Below are 15,831 nucleotides of genomic sequence, written 5' to 3'. Positions count from 1 at the left end.
CCAATCCCCGAAGTTCATCCTTTCGGACGAGTAGGCGTATCTGCCGAGCTGCTGCTGGGGGCGACCCCGCGCCGCTATCTCGCCGCGACATACGACAGCAGCGGGTCCGGCGCGGTCAGATGTAGCGAACCTGCTGCCTCAGATCCGTGTCGAGCTTGTTCACTTCTTCGTCGAACCGCTCGCCGATGACGGTTCTCCAGGGCCCCTCCACCTGCGTGCGGAGGAAGTGCGCGGTCACTGCCAGAGTCGGTTGGTTGATCCGCGATTCGCCCGGGCGCCAGACAAACCGCCCCGCCACCGGCTGGTAGATGTGGAAAGGGTCCACGTCATCGGGGATGAGGAACCGGTGCGCCAACGCCATCCGGAATTCCATGTGATCGAGGAGGCTCTCCGCTTCGGCGGGTCCGACGAGCTCGACCGCGACCTGATGGAGGTGCGCGCGGGTCACGGTGCTCAAGGGGAGCACGACCTTACGACCAGCAAATCGCGGGAGGCCGGTGACAGCTTGGGTGTTCAGCACGACTTTCTCGTGCAGCACCCCGTGGGCGGGCAGCGCCGCACCTCCATGGCGCAGGGGTGACCTCCACCGCGGTTCCCCGAGGATCGACAGAACCTCCGCCTCGTGGCCAGCCGCGAGGGCACCGAGGATGCCCGCTCGCAGCAGGAGGTAGGCGGGGTAATGCTCCAGGTCACCTAGACCGGGCTCGCTCCCGAACGCGGGCGTCTGACGCATACGCATCGCCCGCTCGACCACCCATCGCCATAGTCCGGTGTGCTGGAGGTCCCGGTCCAGGAACAGGCCTTGGGAGAAGAGGGTCATCACCGGCATCGTCCGCGCCGCGACGGCCTCGAGGTCGACGCCATACGTCTCGTCCGTCTCCGCCGCGCGTTCGCGGGTGCGGGCGTGCGTCCACTCCTCGACTCGTTCGAGTTCGTCGGCGATGATGTCGCGAACCTCGAGATGGCGGACCGGATCGGCCAGGACGCGCTTCATCCGATGTAGACGCACCCTGGTCGTCTCCGGAGTCTCCGCCAGCTCGGCGAGCGCCTCAACACGTCCGAGGAGATCTGGGAAGAGCGTCTCGGCTGTCGATGAGGGGATGAGGTGGGCCCCTGCACGTGCGGTCATGGTTCGAGCGATGTGGTTCGGGGCCTCGAAGCTGCTCCAGAAAAGCGGGTACCGGCGGTTGGCAGAGCGGTCGAGCTCCTCGACCAGCGCGGGGTCGTACTCCCCCGACCATCCGCAGATGATCAAGCCGTACTCGTCAACGACGCGAGCGAGGAGCTGCTTGATAGCCGGCGGGTACTCTCTGAGCTCCTCCACGGTGTTGCGCTGCTCGAGGCTGGCGTAGTCGCCGTGGAGTTTGATGACGGTCGCCTTCGCGTGCTGGAGCGGTTCCATGCCTTCGGCGCTGGCGCTTCCTACGATGACTTGGGGGAGGACGTTCTCGGCCTCCAACGCCTGTTCGAGGAGTCGGTCGAAATTGGTGGTGACGATCACGCGGATGCTGCCACGGGCGACGAGGCTGGCGATAGCTCTGTGAGCTGGCCCGGGCACGCGCAGACCGTTCGCTCGGTCCTCCTCGGAGGGCTCGAAGAAGGTCGACAACAACGCGCGACGGGCAGCCGGAGTGGACGCCAGCTCCTCCAGGAGACGGGAATAGCCGAGCTCCTGACCGGGGTGGGCGCTCTGCCACCATTCCTCGGGGCTGGTGCCCTCAGGAATCTTCTCGCCTTCCGCGGCGGCGACCTGGCGGACGAGGGCTTCGACCACTCCCCAGCCTGTGGGGATACCCACCCCGGTCGAGACCCCGGAACCGATCAACAGAGCATAGACGCCCGGCTGCGCGTGCACGGCAGATGCGAGCGGGACGCGGGGATCCAGTCGTGGTGACGCTGTCATGCCCCCATAGTCGCGCAAACCGGCGGACCTCGGACCATCGGCTGGATGGCGGATTAGCTGGGGATCCCTTTCCCGCTGACCACGGCTCGGACGGCGTGTACGACGGCGCGTTCGTCCTCGTGCTCCCAGAACCGCATCACCGTCCAGCCCGCCTCCGTCAGGGCCGCGGTGACCTCAAGGTCTCGGGCACGGTTCCGTTCGAGCTTGGGGACCCAGTAGGACGCGTTCGTCTTCGGGGTGGTCCCGTGGAGGGGGCAGCCGTGCCAGAAGCAACCGTCGAGGTACACCGCGACGCGCGCGCGGGTAAAGACGATGTCCGCTCGCGACCGGAGTCCGACGAGCGGGGCGAAATCCACCCGGTAGCGGAGCCCCACCGCATGCAGCGCCCTGCGCACCCGGAGCTCGAGCGATGTGTCCCGGGGGCGGTTGCTTCGCATCGAACGGGAAGTCGCGGCGCTGCTGGCCCAGGATTCCGCGCTGCCCATGCTCTCAGGGTAGGAGACACCCATCCAGATTTCGCGTATGGGCGGTGATGTGATACCGTACCACCCACTAAACACCCTGCCTGTGCCGTACCACGGTCAAGCGGGTTCCCCAGCGGCGACGAGTCCGTGCGGGTGCCCCGATCACTGGTTCCGGTTCGGACGGAGGAAGTTTTCGCGTTAACGCGTGTCTTCTGACGTGTCGACCAGCACGGGCCATAGATGGACCGGAGGTCCGACCGTGGCACGTACCATTAGCAAGAACACCCCCAAGACGAGTGCGGGGACCCTCGCACCGCTGACGGATCCGGAGACCTTTCCGCCTCCCTCGCGCCTGGATGGGCGCAAGCTGACCACCCAGCCTTTCAAGCCGCAGGCGCGGCAGCCGAAGGAAGCGGATGGCGCCGCTCTCACACGTTTCGGTGTGAAATTCCGGGAGGTTTTCGCTCGCGAGCACGGAATTGATGAGGCCGACGTGGACCTGGGTCTCATCCGTCAGGTGGAGGCCCTGAACGCGGACGACGACAAGAACATGGCGGCGCTGACCGTCGTGCAGAGCAAGCGCACGGAGAGCGGCACCCTCCGTCAGGTCCGCCTCGTGGTGAACACGCCGCTTCTGTTCCCGTGGCTGTTGAACGGACGGGCGCTGCGCCGGATGGGCAAGGAGCTCCGCGGCGGGTCAACACGTCTCGTGACCACGGCCGAGGATCACCCGGCGGTGGCGCTGCCGCTCATGCGGGTCGGCAATCCCGAGTCCGTCGTGGAGACTGTGTCTGCTCAGCGCCGGCTGCTGGGACTGTCCTCTTACGCCACCGCGGAAGCCGACAAGAAGGCTCGAATTCACAGCATCGTGCAGTTCGGGGTGCTCGATCCCCCCGATGTGGTGATGACCCAGCTTGTATCGGACGGCGGGTCCGCGTGGGTCGCGCAGGCTGCGGAAGGCGCCCAGCGCCTGTTCTCAGCCCTCTGCGGCATGGATGCCATCACCAACCGTTCGGTGTCCAACATCGCCACTGACCGCTGGTTCACCGGGGGCGAGCCCAACCTCCGGGACATGGCGCCGGAGGACCTCGCGACGCTCCCCGATGCTCTGGAGTTCGGGGCGACGGGCGCACGGGGGTACGTCCCGGGCAACGATGTCGCCACCTGGCTGGAGACTATCGCGGTCACCTCACCGGCTGCCGTCGCCTTCCAGCTGCTGCGCACGGTGGAGGTGAACATGATCATCGCCGTCCAGCCTGATCCTGTCGTCACCGCGGAACTGGAGCACCCGGTCTCCGGGACCATCCAGGAGCTCATCCGCAGCTACCACATGCCCGGCAAGAGCAAGGAGCAGTGGAAGGACCCGGACGTCTTCGGGCTGATCGCCATCGGAGCCATCGACGAGATGCTCTCGAAATCCCGGATCACGGCGGAGGAACGCTCGGCGTGGCTGGGCGAGCGTCCCGTGGCCTGGTCCGGCGCGATGGTGACCGAGGACGAGCTGCCGGGTAACCGACTGGCGATGGCGGTCAAGCTCCTCGGCATCTTCACCGCCCAGGGGGCGATGCCCGCCGACGAGAACGGCCCGGACGGGCAGAAGATCGTCAACACGCATCTGCGCCTGAACAGCGCCCGGGCCTACCCGAACGTGCGCGCGGACGTCGCCGCAGCACAGGTGATCGCCGCGCTCGCCCTGGACGGCTCCGGCTACGAAGGCAGCGTCCAGGCGGCGCTGAGCGCCACGTTCCGTCACGCCTTCTTCTGGAAGACCAGCGAACATCCCGGGGGTGTCTCATGGACGACAAAGCTGGGCACACCTATCGCGAAGCTCATCGAGGAGGCGCAGGCGGAACGCGCCGCCGCGGAGGGATCCGACAACCGCGACCTCGCAGGACCCGCTCAACGCGCCCTCGCAGCCCTGGGCGGGGTCGCCCTGATGACGCACCCGGGTCTTCTCGCCGGAGGCGAAGCAATCACTCGCACCGGTCGCGGTGCCGGCGGTAAGAACGCGGACATCAGCGCCTCCGACCCGAGCATGCTGCTGCGTGCGATGGCGCACTCCGACCGTGGGCTGACACAGCTCGGCGACGCGGTGGTCTCCCTCATCGCCTCCGAGCAGTACACGATCCCCCTCGACCGTGTCGACGACGAACCCCTGACCGACCGCTACCTCCGTGAACTCTGGCTCCCCTTGGGCAAGGACGAGGATCCGGGGGAGCCGGTGAACGTCCAGACGGAATTCGCCCGACTGTGCAAGCAGCTCGCCGACGCCCTCGCCGAGCGGTCGATGGATGCGGACCGGCTTCGGACAATCCTGCCTGGTGCGGTGATGGGTCTGGCTGAACCCGCCGCCGGGGAGGAGCGGCCCGCCGACCTGTGGGGCGAAGCCGTCTACGAGATGCAGGGGGTGGACGAGAAGGTCGTGGAAGACGTGCTCCCCGTTCTTCAGTCCCTCGTCGACTTCTTCCAGGTCGGCAAGGCTTACTCCCGCGCCGCCAACCGGATGGCACGATGACCGCCAGTACCGGCACGACCCCGCCCGCGGATGCGGGCGGGGTCGTGCGCTACGGGGGGGACCTGCGCGTCACCCTTCCCACCTCGATGTCGCGGCCGGCGCGGCTCACGCTCGAGCAGGAACTGCTGGATCAGGCGGGCGCCGAGCGGGTCGGGGACGTCGATTTCAGCGTCGTCGCCGACCGCGCCGCCGACCTGCGGGAGATCCTCTCCCGGCCATGGCCGGCGGGCCGCTTCGACTGGGTCTGGGATATCGGGGCGGATGCTGCAGCTCAGCGCTCGGCGAGCATCCAGAGCGCTGTCGACGCGGTCCTGGAGGGGAAGCTCCCCGTCCTGGACCAGATCGACGAGATGCTGCTCGCCGCTGGCTTCACTCGAAAGCTGCTTCCCGCGCAGCGGGGTGCCGTCGAGCAGCTCGTCGCCGCTCGAGGGGGTGGCAACTTCTCGGTACCGGGCAGTGGAAAAACGACCATGACGTACGCGGTGTTCGCGTTGCTGCGCGCCGCCGGGGCCGTCGACCGGATGCTGGTCGTCGCACCGCAGAGCGCGTACGAGGCGTGGGCCGGGGAAGCGACGGACTGCTTCGCCGAGGGTGAGCAACCGCTGGTGGAGATCGTGCCGGCTGCTCCCCGCCGACGCTCGGACGTGCTCGTCTTCAACTACGAGCGGGTCGCCAAAGGGTCACTGCGCGCCCTCATCGACGGATGGGCGCACGGACGGCGGTTAATGGTGGTATTCGATGAGGCCCACCGCGCCAAGCGGGGCGTCGCCGGGCTGCACGGCGCGGGAGCGCTCGACCTCGCGAGCATGGCGGCGGTGCGTCTCGTCCTCACCGGGACCCCGATGCCGAACGGCCCCGACGACCTCGCCGCTGTCCTCGACCTCGCATGGCCGGGTCAGGGTGCGCGCCTGGCGCACCCCCACACCGCCGGCGCCTCCCGCAGCTGGGTGCGCATCACCAAGGATGAGCTCGAGCTCGACGCGGCCGAGATGATCATCCAGCCCGTCCGGCTGGACGACTCGCATGCGCGCATCTATCGCACGGTCGCCGATGGCCTGTTGGCCGACCCCGACCTGCTGGAACGCTTCCCGGGCCTTCTCGCCCGCGCCGTCTCCCGGCTCATCGCCTGCGCGTCGAACCCGCTCCTGCTCGCGGACGCGGATGACAACGGGCTGATGTGGCCGGAGGAGCTGCCGCTGACCGAGAACCTCGCTTCGGTGCTCGGAAATCTGGGCGCGTCGGCCCGCCCCGCAAAACTGCTGGCGGCGGCCCGCCTCGCTGCGGAGCACGCGGACGCCGGGACCAAGGTAGTGGTCTGGTCGAACTTCCTCGGCAACATCCGCGAACTCGAACGCCTCCTCTCGCCATACGGCACGGCCGTCATCACGGGAGCGGTGCCGCAACGCGACGATGCAGCCGTCACCGACCGGCGTCGCGAACTGCAGCGCTTCCGGGGCGATGCCGATTGCACAGTCCTCCTGGCCACACCGCAGACGCTCGGCGAGGGCGTGAGTTTGCACAAGGCCGCTCAGGCGCAGGTCCATGTGGACCGCACGTACAACGCCGGCTTGTTCCTGCAAGCGATGGACCGCACACACCGGGTGGGCATGCCCGAAGGGACCCACGCGACAGTGACGGTGCTCTCCGCGGTCGGGACCATCGACGAGCAGGTCGACGCCTCTCTGCGAGCGAAGATCGCCGCCATGGACGCGATGCTCGCCGATCCGACCCTCGCGCGGCTGGCGGGAGTGAACTCCGGCCCCGCGGCCGAGCTGTTCGCACCGGCGGAGCTGCGCGAGCTGCTCGGGCACCTCCGCGGGCAGGCGGTGGCTCGCTCGTGAGCGGGCTCGAGTTACGGGCTGTTCCGGCGTACCCTCGAAGGGATGACCAGTACACTCCGGAACTCGACGTCGGCGGCGTCGCTGCGGCGTAAGACGCGACCCCGTTTCACCTCAGGTCAACGTCGGATCCGTGTGGTGGACCTCTTCTCCGGCTGCGGTGGTCTCACCCTCGGGGTGGCACAGGCAGCTCGTGCTGCCGATGTCGCGTTAGACGTGCGTCTCGCGCTGGATTTCGAGAAAGCCGCTGCGGACGTTTACTCGGCCAACTTCCCGGGCGCGCACGTTGTGCACGGGTCCGTCGAGGACATCTTCGGTGGGGACCTCGGCGCCGGACTCGCAGCCCGGGAGAGGCAAGAGCGCGACCGCGTCGGGGATGTGCATCTGCTGCTCGGCGGTCCGCCGTGCCAGGGGCACAGCAACCTGAACAACAGGACCCGCCGCTCGGATCCAAAGAACGAGCTCTATGCCCGCATGGCGCGAGCCGCGGCCGTGCTGAAGCCGTCTGTCGTGCTGATCGAGAACGTCCCATCGGTGAGATACGACACCGCCGACGTCGTACAGACGACGGTGGGCCATCTCGAGTCCCTCGGTTACGTCGTCGCATCGAGCGTGGTCGGTCTGCACGCTCTCGGCGTCGCCCAGAGCAGACGCCGGCACGTCCTCATCGCCTCGCGGATCGACCAGGTGGTCCCCTCCGACGTGCTCGGCTGGCTCACCAGCCACCGCCCCTCCAAGGAGCACGATCTGCGATGGGCCATCGGGGATCTCGTCGACCTCGGCGAACGAGAAGGGTACGACCGCATTCCTCAGGCGAACGAGGTCAATCTCTCTCGGATGCGCTACTTGCTGGAGAACGATCTATACGACCTGCCTAATTCGGAACGACCTGAATGCCACCGGGATGTGCACAGCTACAAGTCGATGTACGGCCGGTTGAAGTGGGACGAGCCTGCTCAAACGATCACCAGCGGGTTTGGCAGCATCGGGCAGGGCCGGTACATGCACCCGAGCCAGTTGCGTGCCCTCACTGCTCACGAGGCGGCGCGCATCCAGGGCTTCCCTGACTACTTCGACTTCTCCCGAGTGACCAAGCGCGGCGAGCTCGCCACGATGATCGGGAACGCCGTCCCACCGGCTCTCACCCGAGAGGTCGCGACGCAGGTGATCCCGGCGCTCCTGGCCTCTGACGGCGCGGCTTCGCCGGAGATCGGGCAGCTCGATCTCCGGCGCGCCTCCTGACTCATGTCGACCGGAGGATCTTCCTCAGCTCAGCGCGCAGGTGACGTTCGGACGCAGCACGCGTCTGCCCCTGGGTCCGGTACGCACCAGTGCCGGACGATCCCGCTCCGCACGAGCAGGACCATCGGGTGGATCCCGGGTGCCATTCCAAGCTGATGGCGTGCTCGACACGCAACCTGCTCACCGCCTGCTCGAACGCCTCCGGCGTCGTGGGGTTTGCGATGTCGCGCCTGGGGGTTACGGGCTCTGAAGGGTTTTGTCGGTCCATACAGCGGCCATGCGCGGGCGGTTCGGCACAGCGGTATGCGCGGCCTCTGAGAAGCGATTGCCGAGCCGCCGCTCGGCGGTCCTGGAAGCCGCTGCCTGTGGCGATCCGTCCCGTCGACGCCCTCGGATCGTGAGGCTGCCCGCCTGGAGGTGCGCCGCTCGGCGGTGGAGAGCCTGCCCCGCTCCCGTCGGCGCGTTCACCAGGTTGGTGCTGACCGGGTCGTCATCAGGTCGCCAGGCCCTGCAGGTAACGCCACCACGCGGTCTGAAACTCGGTGAACCGCTCGAGCTGTTGCTCACGAACCCAGGATCGCATTTCGACGGGAACAGTCGAGTCATCCGTCGACGGCCAGGCGCGGGTGTGGCGAAGATGCCATTGCAAAGCGAGCGCCGAGTCGCACCACCGTCGTCGGCGACTACAGCGACCCGATCCGAGAATCGCGTCATCGAACGCCGCCAGCCACCGGCGCGTCTCCACCTCCGCTGGGGTCAGGCTGGATTCCGCTCTCAGTAGGACGCGGTCGAACTGCCGGTACCAGAGGATTTCCATGCGCTTAGCCATGCGCGGGCACTCACGAGAACTCGTATGCGCCTGCACGCCCACGCTGCTGTCCGTCGAAGGCGAGGCTCACTGCACCTCCACGCGTCACTGCGCCCACGCCCACGCCGTGTGCCTCGCTTCCAGCGTGGTCGATTCGAACGCCCCTGCCCACAGATTGTCGATGTGCCGGCTCGTACCTTCTGCCTCGACGTTCAACCATTGCGCCCAGGTCCACGGGTCTTCGATCCCACTCTTCAGGGTCTCGAGGATGGGGCGGAGATGCGGGACAACCTTCCCATTACGGACTTGAAAGGAGGGCAGAAGCTCGACACCGTCCAATGTGGTCAGCACAAGCACGCGCAGCTCAGCAGCGGCGTTCCTCACTTCTTCCTCAGTCATGCCTGTCGCTCGGGCAAATGTCGCGACCGAATAGCAAGGTCCGACGATCTCAGCCCAGGGGCTCAGTTCCTCGACCACGTTCTCCTCCTGCATCGCTACGGGTTGTTCTCGGTGAGGTGTCGGGCGGTGTCGTATCGGTCGACGGGCGTCCGCAGTGACCCTCGCGCGTTTCAACCAGGTGCATATGGATTTCTACGCCCTCGTTCCGTGTCGGGCAAGCGGGGCGTCTCATGCGGGGCGGCTGAAGCTGCGCCGCGCTCCAACGTTGGGAGCGCCTGCACCCCGCAGGCTTGTAAGCACGCTCGTCCAAACGGACGAGAATCGCTCTCTAGGCTCGTCGCACTCGGGCCGACTGACGTACCCACAGCTGGTGTTGGCAATGAGGGATGCCCGAACGTCACATGAGCCGACTGGATTGGTACTCACATGCGGCAGCCACCTCGCACGCTCGCCAATGCCGCCCGGCCAGCCATGTCACAACCGGCTTCTTCCTGAAGCTTCCACACCTCCCTCTCCCGAAGGCAAGTCTTCGACGCCGCGGGTAAATGCGTCAGGATGGCCGGGTGCTGTCGGAGGAAGAACACGATGAAGTGAGGTCGTTGCGAGAGCGCATATACGGCCGCAACGGCGACGGCGCGGCCGATGCGGCGCTTACCAGCCGCCTCGCGGAGCTCGAGCACCGCTCCGCGACATACGACGAGGTCGAGGTGAGCTCCGTACAGGACCGCGCCCTGTCACGCGAGGTGGGAAATCACGCGGCGATACTCGACCGACCCGCACGGCCGCGGCGGGCAGTTGTGCAAGGAGGCGGCGTCCTCATCCTGGCCGCCTTCGCATTCTCTGGCGGACTGGTCATGGGGCAGCTTCTCCCCCGAGCAGGCTTCCACGAGTCGTACCCCGAGCTGGGTTGGGCGCAAACCGAGGACGCCCTCGACCCTGTTCCCGGACTCCCCGATCCCTACATGGGAATGGACCCCGCATCGGCTCGGTACATCGGGAAAGTCCGTGGTGCTGGACTCTACCTCGGACATGCAGCCGGGTCGGGAGGGATCTGCATCGCCGCTCGCACGCCAGACCCGCAACAATCCACCGCTAGCTGCGGAGACGCCGCAATCGTCGCTCAGATGGGCGAGGATTTCGTTGTCTCCGTAGGGGAGCCCGAGGACTCCCTGCTTCGCGAGTTCACCGGGGGGCTCACCCCTCATCAGCTTTCGGAGAGTGTCACAGCGTACCTCGCTGACTGATTCTGCTGGTGGCGCCTACGAGTGTGAACGCCAGCGCGGGGGCCTCGAACCCTCCTCGCGGCGATGCATCGGTGCGTGACGATTGAACATGCGAATTGCACCGAACCGGACGGGGAGGTCGAGGAGCCCGCGGGTCGACGCCATGACGTCGAACGGTCATTGTGCCCTCGAGCAGGCCGACGCTTCGGCTGGGCGCCGGTGTCCAGTGGGACGACGTGATTCGACTCGCAGACGTCATTGGCACCGTTTGGCCGGAGACGAGCACCGGCCTCCCGTCCGCCGCGAAGGGCGGACTCCGGCTGTCGCGTTTAGACATGTCTAACGGCGTGTCCATCGATGCTGTAGACAAAATCCCGGTAGACATGGATATTTGTGCGCGCTAACTTCAGCGCATGGGCGAGCGCGCGGGGCGGTTCTGCGAGTCTCGCGCGCGGGATTGGTCTAGGGCGTCGAGTGCTGGATGCCACGATTTCACGTACCGGATGAGCGCCAGCGCGACGGTCGGAAAATGGCTCGCCCAGTAGGCGATATCGGCGTATTGCGCCATCGTCTCGCCCCGCAGCAGACGCTGTTGTCGGTCCGCGCTGAGCCCCTCGCGCCCGTTGGCGCCGTCGATATGAGCGTGGACGGTTGTGCCGTTGATGGCCACCGCTTCACGAACGGCGTTCGCGAGGAGGTGCTGCAGCATCGCCGCACGGTAGCGCGGACTCGTCGGGTCGATGCCCTCCGCCGGCTCGATAGGAATCCCGACCTTGCCGAACGCGGCTCGTTCTTTCACCAGCGCCCGGGGCTCGAAGACTGCCCCGTGGCCCGCAGGCACTCGTCCCAAGTTGATCTACCCCCAGAAAATGCACCGGTGTGGTGCCAGAAACTACCGCTACGGCTGGTTCGGATCTGTATTCGACCGGCGAAGCGCGTGTCGCAGTGCATAGCCCCACCACTATGCCGAACACTGCCCCCTCATACTTGCGCATCCAGAAATACGGATGCACCGACATCGCCCGCGCCGGCGCCGAAACCCTGCGTCCACTCCTCGGTCGCTTCCAGACGGACACGCACCCCAAGCGCATCGAGCGTCTGCTCGCCAACTGCAGCTACGCGTCCCTCCCACCCGAGGCGCGCAAGATGACCGAGACCTGGCGCCCCGCCGAGGGCTTCGGCCTGACCCCCGAGGGGGAAGCCTTCGTCCGCGACGCGGTATCCATCGCCGCACCCCACACCGCCTACAGCGCGAAACTGTGCATCAACTACGCCGCACGGTACGTGCACTGGTGTCGCATGCGCGGCTACCCGCTGACCGCAGAGAGCATCTGGTCGCCCATCTCCATCGACCTGTACTCCACCACCGCCAACCTGGACCGTACGGAAGGCACCCGACGCAACTATCGCGCCGTGCTGATGCGCATCAGTGAGACGCTCCTCCCCGAGGCGCACCCCGACAAAGTCACCGCCCTCTCCCAGAAGACGACCATCGCGCCTTACACAACGGAGGAGATGGCAGGGTTCCGCGACTGGGCCGGGATGCAGCTCACACCGCTGAAGTCCCATCGCGCGCTCCTCATCCTCGTGCTGTGCGCCGGCGCCGGGGTCCGCACCTCCGAACTCGCGCAACTCCGCGCCGAGCACATCATCCGTGAGCCTGCCGGAACACTCATCGACATCCCCGGCGACCGCGCGCGCGTCGTCCCCCTCCTCGCCGAGTGGGAGGAGTGGGTGACCCCGATGCTTGAGCGGCGCCCGGACACGGACCTGCTGTGGGGGCACATCAGCCGCCGGGATACCAACAACATCGTCTCCGCCTTCACGCAGTACTCCAACGGCACGCCGCCTCGCTCTGACCGGCTCCGCAACACCTGGATGGCGACGCACCTCATCGCGGGGACGCCGATGAAGATGCTGGTCCGTGCCGCAGGCGTCGAGACTCTCAACCACGTCAATCTGCTGCTCAAGCACCTGCCTGAAGTCGACGACGCGCACTACCTCCGTGCCCTTCGAGGGGAGGCGCAGCGATGACCCCCAAGGAGGAAGCGGCTATCGCCCTCTTCGAGAGCCGCATGCTCGAAGCCACGGGGTACACCTCGGAGGAGTACGGAAAGGTCCGCGACGTCGGACCCACCTCGCTGGCGCATGTGCAGCTGTACGGCAAGCTCATCGACGAGTCCGGCGTCGTCGTCCTGTTGGAAAAATGGGCCGCCGAAGCTCGCCGCTCCAATGCCGGTCGGAAACCCATCATCCCGTTCCGCGCGGCGCTCGTCCTGCATCTCATGCACTCGAAGAAGGGCAACATTCGCTACCACGACATCGCCCGCACGCTCCACGCACAGCTACCCAGGACCGCCTTCGAGTACCTCGGCATCACCACGACCATCGGCGACCACGACGAGTGGTACATGCGGTTCTGGAAAGCCCTCAACCGCATCCTCGCTTTGCTGAGCCCCTGGGACGTGCCCCGCAACACGTTCCTCTCCGCCGAGGCGTACCGCCGCGCGCACGAGACGTACTCGAAGGAGCGCCGCGACCGGATGGACATCATCATGAACGCGCTCGCGCACGCCTCCGCCCGCCGGCTCCCCGAAGCTATCCGCAAGACATACAAGGGCAACGTCGCCCTCGACGCGACAGCTGTCACCCTCACCGGACGCCCGAACCCCCGCATCTACAATCTCGACAGCCCCCGGTACAACCTCGACGCGATGAGCGGCCCCTACACGCGTGAGGGCGAGCACGAAGGTGACGGCCGTAGGTCTGACAAACCCGCGTGGGAGGTGGAAACTGTCGTCACCGTTCCGAACACACCCGGCGACATCGGCAGTTTCCCGTTCCTCACCACAGGCATCACCATGCACGCCCCCGGCAAGGTGAAGCACGGACCGCTCATCGCGGTGAGATTTCACACCAAGCTCTTCGACGAGCGCGGGTTCATCCTGGTGGACCGCAACTACAACAACTTGAAGTCACACCGCTTCCAGAACCCCACCCGCATGATGGGCTTCCGTCACGTTTACAACTTCAAGGACAAAAAGCGCGAGGCCGTGGAAGGTGCCATCGGCGATGTCATCGCTGTCGACGGATGCCTCTACGTGAAGTGGATGCCCATCGACCTCATCAACGCGACGTACAACTTCCATCACGAAGACCCTGAGCAGCGCATCGATGAAGCCACCTACCGCGAGCACCTCCGCTCGCGTACGGCCTACCGGTTGAAGAACCTTGGGTACCCGGACGCCGAAGGGCGTCAGCGCTTCATGTTCCCCGACCTGTCGAAGGTCGCCTGCTTCGACACCGTCGTCCACGACAAGCCTGTCCGGCCCAAGCTCGCCCAGCGCACCTTCACCCTCGCTCCCGACTCGGACGAGGCCATGCGCATCATCAAGCACCTGATGCACTTCGAGTACCGCAGCCCCGAATGGTTCAAGTGGGCCGGGCAGCGCTCGCACGTCGAAGCCAACAACCAATACCTGAAGCGCGAAGGCGGCAGTGACCTCGGCGACCCCCGTCGTCGGCGGCCCCGCGGTTACGCATTTCAAGCCCTCGCCATCGCCTCGGCCACCGCTGTCAGCAACTTGAGCCGCATCGTCACGTTCCTCGAAGCCGCAGTAAACCGGGTCATCTCGGCGACCGACAGGCGGCGAGCGCGGCGCCGGCGCGACGAGCACGGCAACCGCCTCGAGCACCCGACGCGTGTATAGAAGTCACTCGCACCCGAACCGAACATCAGTTGCAGGACCCAGCCCCCGAGGGGGCTACTCGTGTTGGTGCGGTGCAATTGCGTGGTGCTCAAGCGGGCTACGCGAGGGCCATCGGCGGTGGAAACGACGAAGCCGGCCAGGAAAACTACTCCTGACCGGCTTCGTTTTTCGATTTGTAAAGAGCTGCCCTACTGAAAAAGTAAGACCGCCTTCTGTGCGCGAGGGGGGACTTGAACCCCCACGCCCTTGCGGGCACTGGCACCTGAAGCCAGCGCGTCTACCTATTCCGCCACTCGCGCGAGACGCGACACGGATGCCACGAACTCAACTTTCCGAGGATATCACGGTCGGAACCCCCTCAAGAAACGCGAGCGGCTACCGCATCCATGACCTGTCCAGCCGCCCTGGCTACGATGTGCCTACTGGTCTGCCTGCCTGAAGGAGTCTCGTGGGGCTACTCGACAGTTTCGAGAAAGGTCTCGAACGCGCCGTCAACGGTGCGTTCGCGAAGACCTTCCGCAGTGGCATCCAGCCGGTGGAGATCGCCTCGGCTCTGCGCAGCGAGCTCGACAAGAAGGCGGTCGTCGTCACGCGCGACCGGATCCTGGCGCCCAACACGTTCGCCGTGCGTCTCTCCCCCGCCGATGACGAGAAGATGAGCGCTCTGGGCTCGACCCTCGTGTCGGAGCTCGATGCGCTGGTCAAGAAGCACGCTCGCACGCAGGGCTACTCGTTCGCGGGCCCCGTCGCCATCTCCATCGAGCGCGACGACTCGCTGTCGACCGGCACGCTGCGCGTCGACTCCCAGACCACCGAGGGCCGCGTCGCCTGGCGCGGCGTCGTCGACATCGACGGCACGCGGCACCCGCTCACCGGCGCGCGCACGGTCATCGGGCGCGGCAGCGACGCCGACATCACCATCCCCGACGCGGGAACCAGCCGCAAGCACGTCGAGATCCTCTGGGACGGCGAGCGCGCGATGGTCCGCGACCTCGGCTCCACCAACGGCACCACTCTCAACGGTCGCAAGGTCTCCGAGGCGGCGCTGCCGCCCGATTCGACGATCTCGATCGGCCGCACCAATATCGTGTTCCGGGTGGTCGCGCAGGCGCAGCCGCCGCGTCGTCCCGCTTCGGCGGGCGACGCCACGAGCATCTTCGACGTCCGGGAACGGGGACCCCACTCATGAGTCAGCTGACTCTCCTCCTGCTGCAGGGCGGGTTCCTCGTCCTGCTGTGGTTCTTCGTCTTCGGCGTGGTCTACTCGCTGCGCGCCGACCTGTTCGGCGTGAAGGTGCGCAAGCTCCCGGAGCCGGCGGCATCCCCCGCTCCGGCATCGCCGGCACCCGTCGCCTCGCCCGATGCGGTCACCACGCAGGTCAAGCGGCCCGCTGCTCCCGCACCGAGCCCGGTGGGGGGCCTCGCGACCACCTCGACCGTGTCGCGGATCGTCATCACCAGCGGCCCCAAGGCGGGTCTCGAGCTGCCCCTGGGCACCGAGCCGCTGACGATCGGCCGCTCGAGCGAGTCGGGCCTGGTCATCCGCGACGACTACACCTCGAGCCACCACGCCCGCCTCGTCCTCTGGGGGGAGCAGTGGATGCTGCAGGACCTCGACTCCACGAACGGCACCTCGCACGACGGCCAGCGCGTGGCCGCCCCCGTCCAGGTGAAGGTGGGTGCGCCCATCAAGGTCGGTGCGACGACGTTCGAGTTGAGGAAGTAACCCT

The 15,831-nt window shown here is 66.8% G+C and carries 13 protein-coding genes and 1 tRNA gene; 8 read left to right on the top strand and 6 right to left on the bottom strand.

All coding sequences use genetic code 11. The annotated features are described in order from the left end of the window. Positions 1–115: 115 nt before the first annotated feature. Together Q9R20_RS06280 and Q9R20_RS06275 are read right to left on the bottom strand one after the other, a co-directional pair. Positions 116–1,774 (bottom strand): SIR2 family protein, encoded by a 1,659-nt coding sequence (locus Q9R20_RS06280; RefSeq protein ID WP_311248526.1) that lies wholly within the window; start codon positions 1,772–1,774, stop codon positions 116–118. A gap of 182 nt (positions 1,775–1,956) precedes the next feature. Then, complete coding sequence (locus Q9R20_RS06275) at positions 1,957–2,388, bottom strand: very short patch repair endonuclease (RefSeq protein ID WP_311248525.1); 432 nt, start codon at positions 2,386–2,388, stop codon at positions 1,957–1,959. A 238-nt stretch (positions 2,389–2,626) separates the two neighbouring features. Between Q9R20_RS06275 and Q9R20_RS06270 the strand changes: the two genes are divergently transcribed. The 3 genes from Q9R20_RS06270 to Q9R20_RS06260 are packed head-to-tail and all read left to right on the top strand — an operon-like array spanning position 2,627 to position 7,962. Then, positions 2,627–4,882 carry a hypothetical protein gene (locus Q9R20_RS06270; RefSeq protein ID WP_311248524.1) on the top strand — a complete coding sequence of 752 codons (2,256 nt, stop codon included), beginning with the start codon at positions 2,627–2,629 and terminating at the stop codon, positions 4,880–4,882. Then, positions 4,879–6,723, top strand: coding sequence for a DEAD/DEAH box helicase (locus tag Q9R20_RS06265; RefSeq protein ID WP_311248523.1), 1,845 nt, complete (start codon positions 4,879–4,881; stop codon positions 6,721–6,723). Before Q9R20_RS06270 ends, Q9R20_RS06265 begins: the two co-directional genes overlap by 4 nt. A gap of 42 nt (positions 6,724–6,765) precedes the next feature. Continuing rightward, positions 6,766–7,962 carry a DNA cytosine methyltransferase gene (locus Q9R20_RS06260; RefSeq protein ID WP_311248522.1) on the top strand — a complete coding sequence of 399 codons (1,197 nt, stop codon included), beginning with the start codon at positions 6,766–6,768 and terminating at the stop codon, positions 7,960–7,962. A 493-nt stretch (positions 7,963–8,455) separates the two neighbouring features. Here the strand turns inward: Q9R20_RS06260 and Q9R20_RS06255 are convergent, their stop codons facing one another. Together Q9R20_RS06255 and Q9R20_RS06250 are read right to left on the bottom strand one after the other, a co-directional pair. Next, positions 8,456–8,779: a hypothetical protein gene (locus Q9R20_RS06255; RefSeq protein WP_311248521.1), complete on the bottom strand. Its 324-nt coding sequence runs from the start codon at positions 8,777–8,779 to the stop codon at positions 8,456–8,458. 96 nt (positions 8,780–8,875) lie between these two features. Continuing rightward, on the bottom strand, positions 8,876–9,247 hold the full coding sequence (locus Q9R20_RS06250) for a hypothetical protein (RefSeq protein ID WP_311248520.1): 372 nt from the start codon (positions 9,245–9,247) through the stop codon (positions 8,876–8,878). Between the two features lie 485 nt (positions 9,248–9,732). On the opposite strand from Q9R20_RS06250, the gene Q9R20_RS06245 reads away from it, so the two are divergent. Then, positions 9,733–10,413: a hypothetical protein gene (locus tag Q9R20_RS06245; RefSeq protein WP_311248519.1), complete on the top strand. Its 681-nt coding sequence runs from the start codon at positions 9,733–9,735 to the stop codon at positions 10,411–10,413. Positions 10,414–10,798: 385 nt separating this feature from the next. On the opposite strand, the gene Q9R20_RS06240 is transcribed toward Q9R20_RS06245, so the two are convergent. Next, the gene (locus Q9R20_RS06240; RefSeq protein ID WP_311248518.1) at positions 10,799–11,101 is read right to left on the bottom strand and encodes a hypothetical protein; all 303 of its coding nucleotides are present in this window, start codon (positions 11,099–11,101) and stop codon (positions 10,799–10,801) included. 254 nt (positions 11,102–11,355) lie between these two features. Here Q9R20_RS06240 and Q9R20_RS06235 point away from each other — a divergent pair, with 254 nt between their 5' ends. Then, positions 11,356–12,426 (top strand): tyrosine-type recombinase/integrase, encoded by a 1,071-nt coding sequence (locus Q9R20_RS06235; RefSeq protein ID WP_311248517.1) that lies wholly within the window; start codon positions 11,356–11,358, stop codon positions 12,424–12,426. Then, the gene (locus Q9R20_RS06230; protein ID WP_311248516.1) at positions 12,423–14,102 is read left to right on the top strand and encodes a hypothetical protein; all 1,680 of its coding nucleotides are present in this window, start codon (positions 12,423–12,425) and stop codon (positions 14,100–14,102) included. Before Q9R20_RS06235 ends, Q9R20_RS06230 begins: the two co-directional genes overlap by 4 nt. Before the next feature lie 215 nt (positions 14,103–14,317). Here Q9R20_RS06230 and Q9R20_RS06225 read toward each other — a convergent pair. Beyond that, positions 14,318–14,401, bottom strand: a tRNA-Leu gene (locus tag Q9R20_RS06225). A 149-nt stretch (positions 14,402–14,550) separates the two neighbouring features. On the opposite strand from Q9R20_RS06225, the gene Q9R20_RS06220 reads away from it, so the two are divergent. Both Q9R20_RS06220 and Q9R20_RS06215 read left to right on the top strand, forming a co-directional pair. Beyond that, positions 14,551–15,291, top strand: a complete 741-nt coding sequence (locus Q9R20_RS06220) for a DUF3662 and FHA domain-containing protein (RefSeq protein WP_311248515.1) — start codon at positions 14,551–14,553, stop codon at positions 15,289–15,291. After that, the gene (locus Q9R20_RS06215; protein ID WP_311248514.1) at positions 15,288–15,827 is read left to right on the top strand and encodes an FHA domain-containing protein; all 540 of its coding nucleotides are present in this window, start codon (positions 15,288–15,290) and stop codon (positions 15,825–15,827) included. Before Q9R20_RS06220 ends, Q9R20_RS06215 begins: the two co-directional genes overlap by 4 nt. The last annotated feature ends 4 nt before the right edge of the window (positions 15,828–15,831 follow it).

The sequence above is a fragment of the Microbacterium sp. PRF11 genome (assembly GCF_031844085.1).
In the GTDB taxonomy this organism is placed as follows: domain Bacteria; phylum Actinomycetota; class Actinomycetes; order Actinomycetales; family Microbacteriaceae; genus Microbacterium.
The sequence above is the reverse complement of the archived record's forward strand: the minus strand, read 5'-3'. Positions and strand labels throughout refer to the sequence as shown.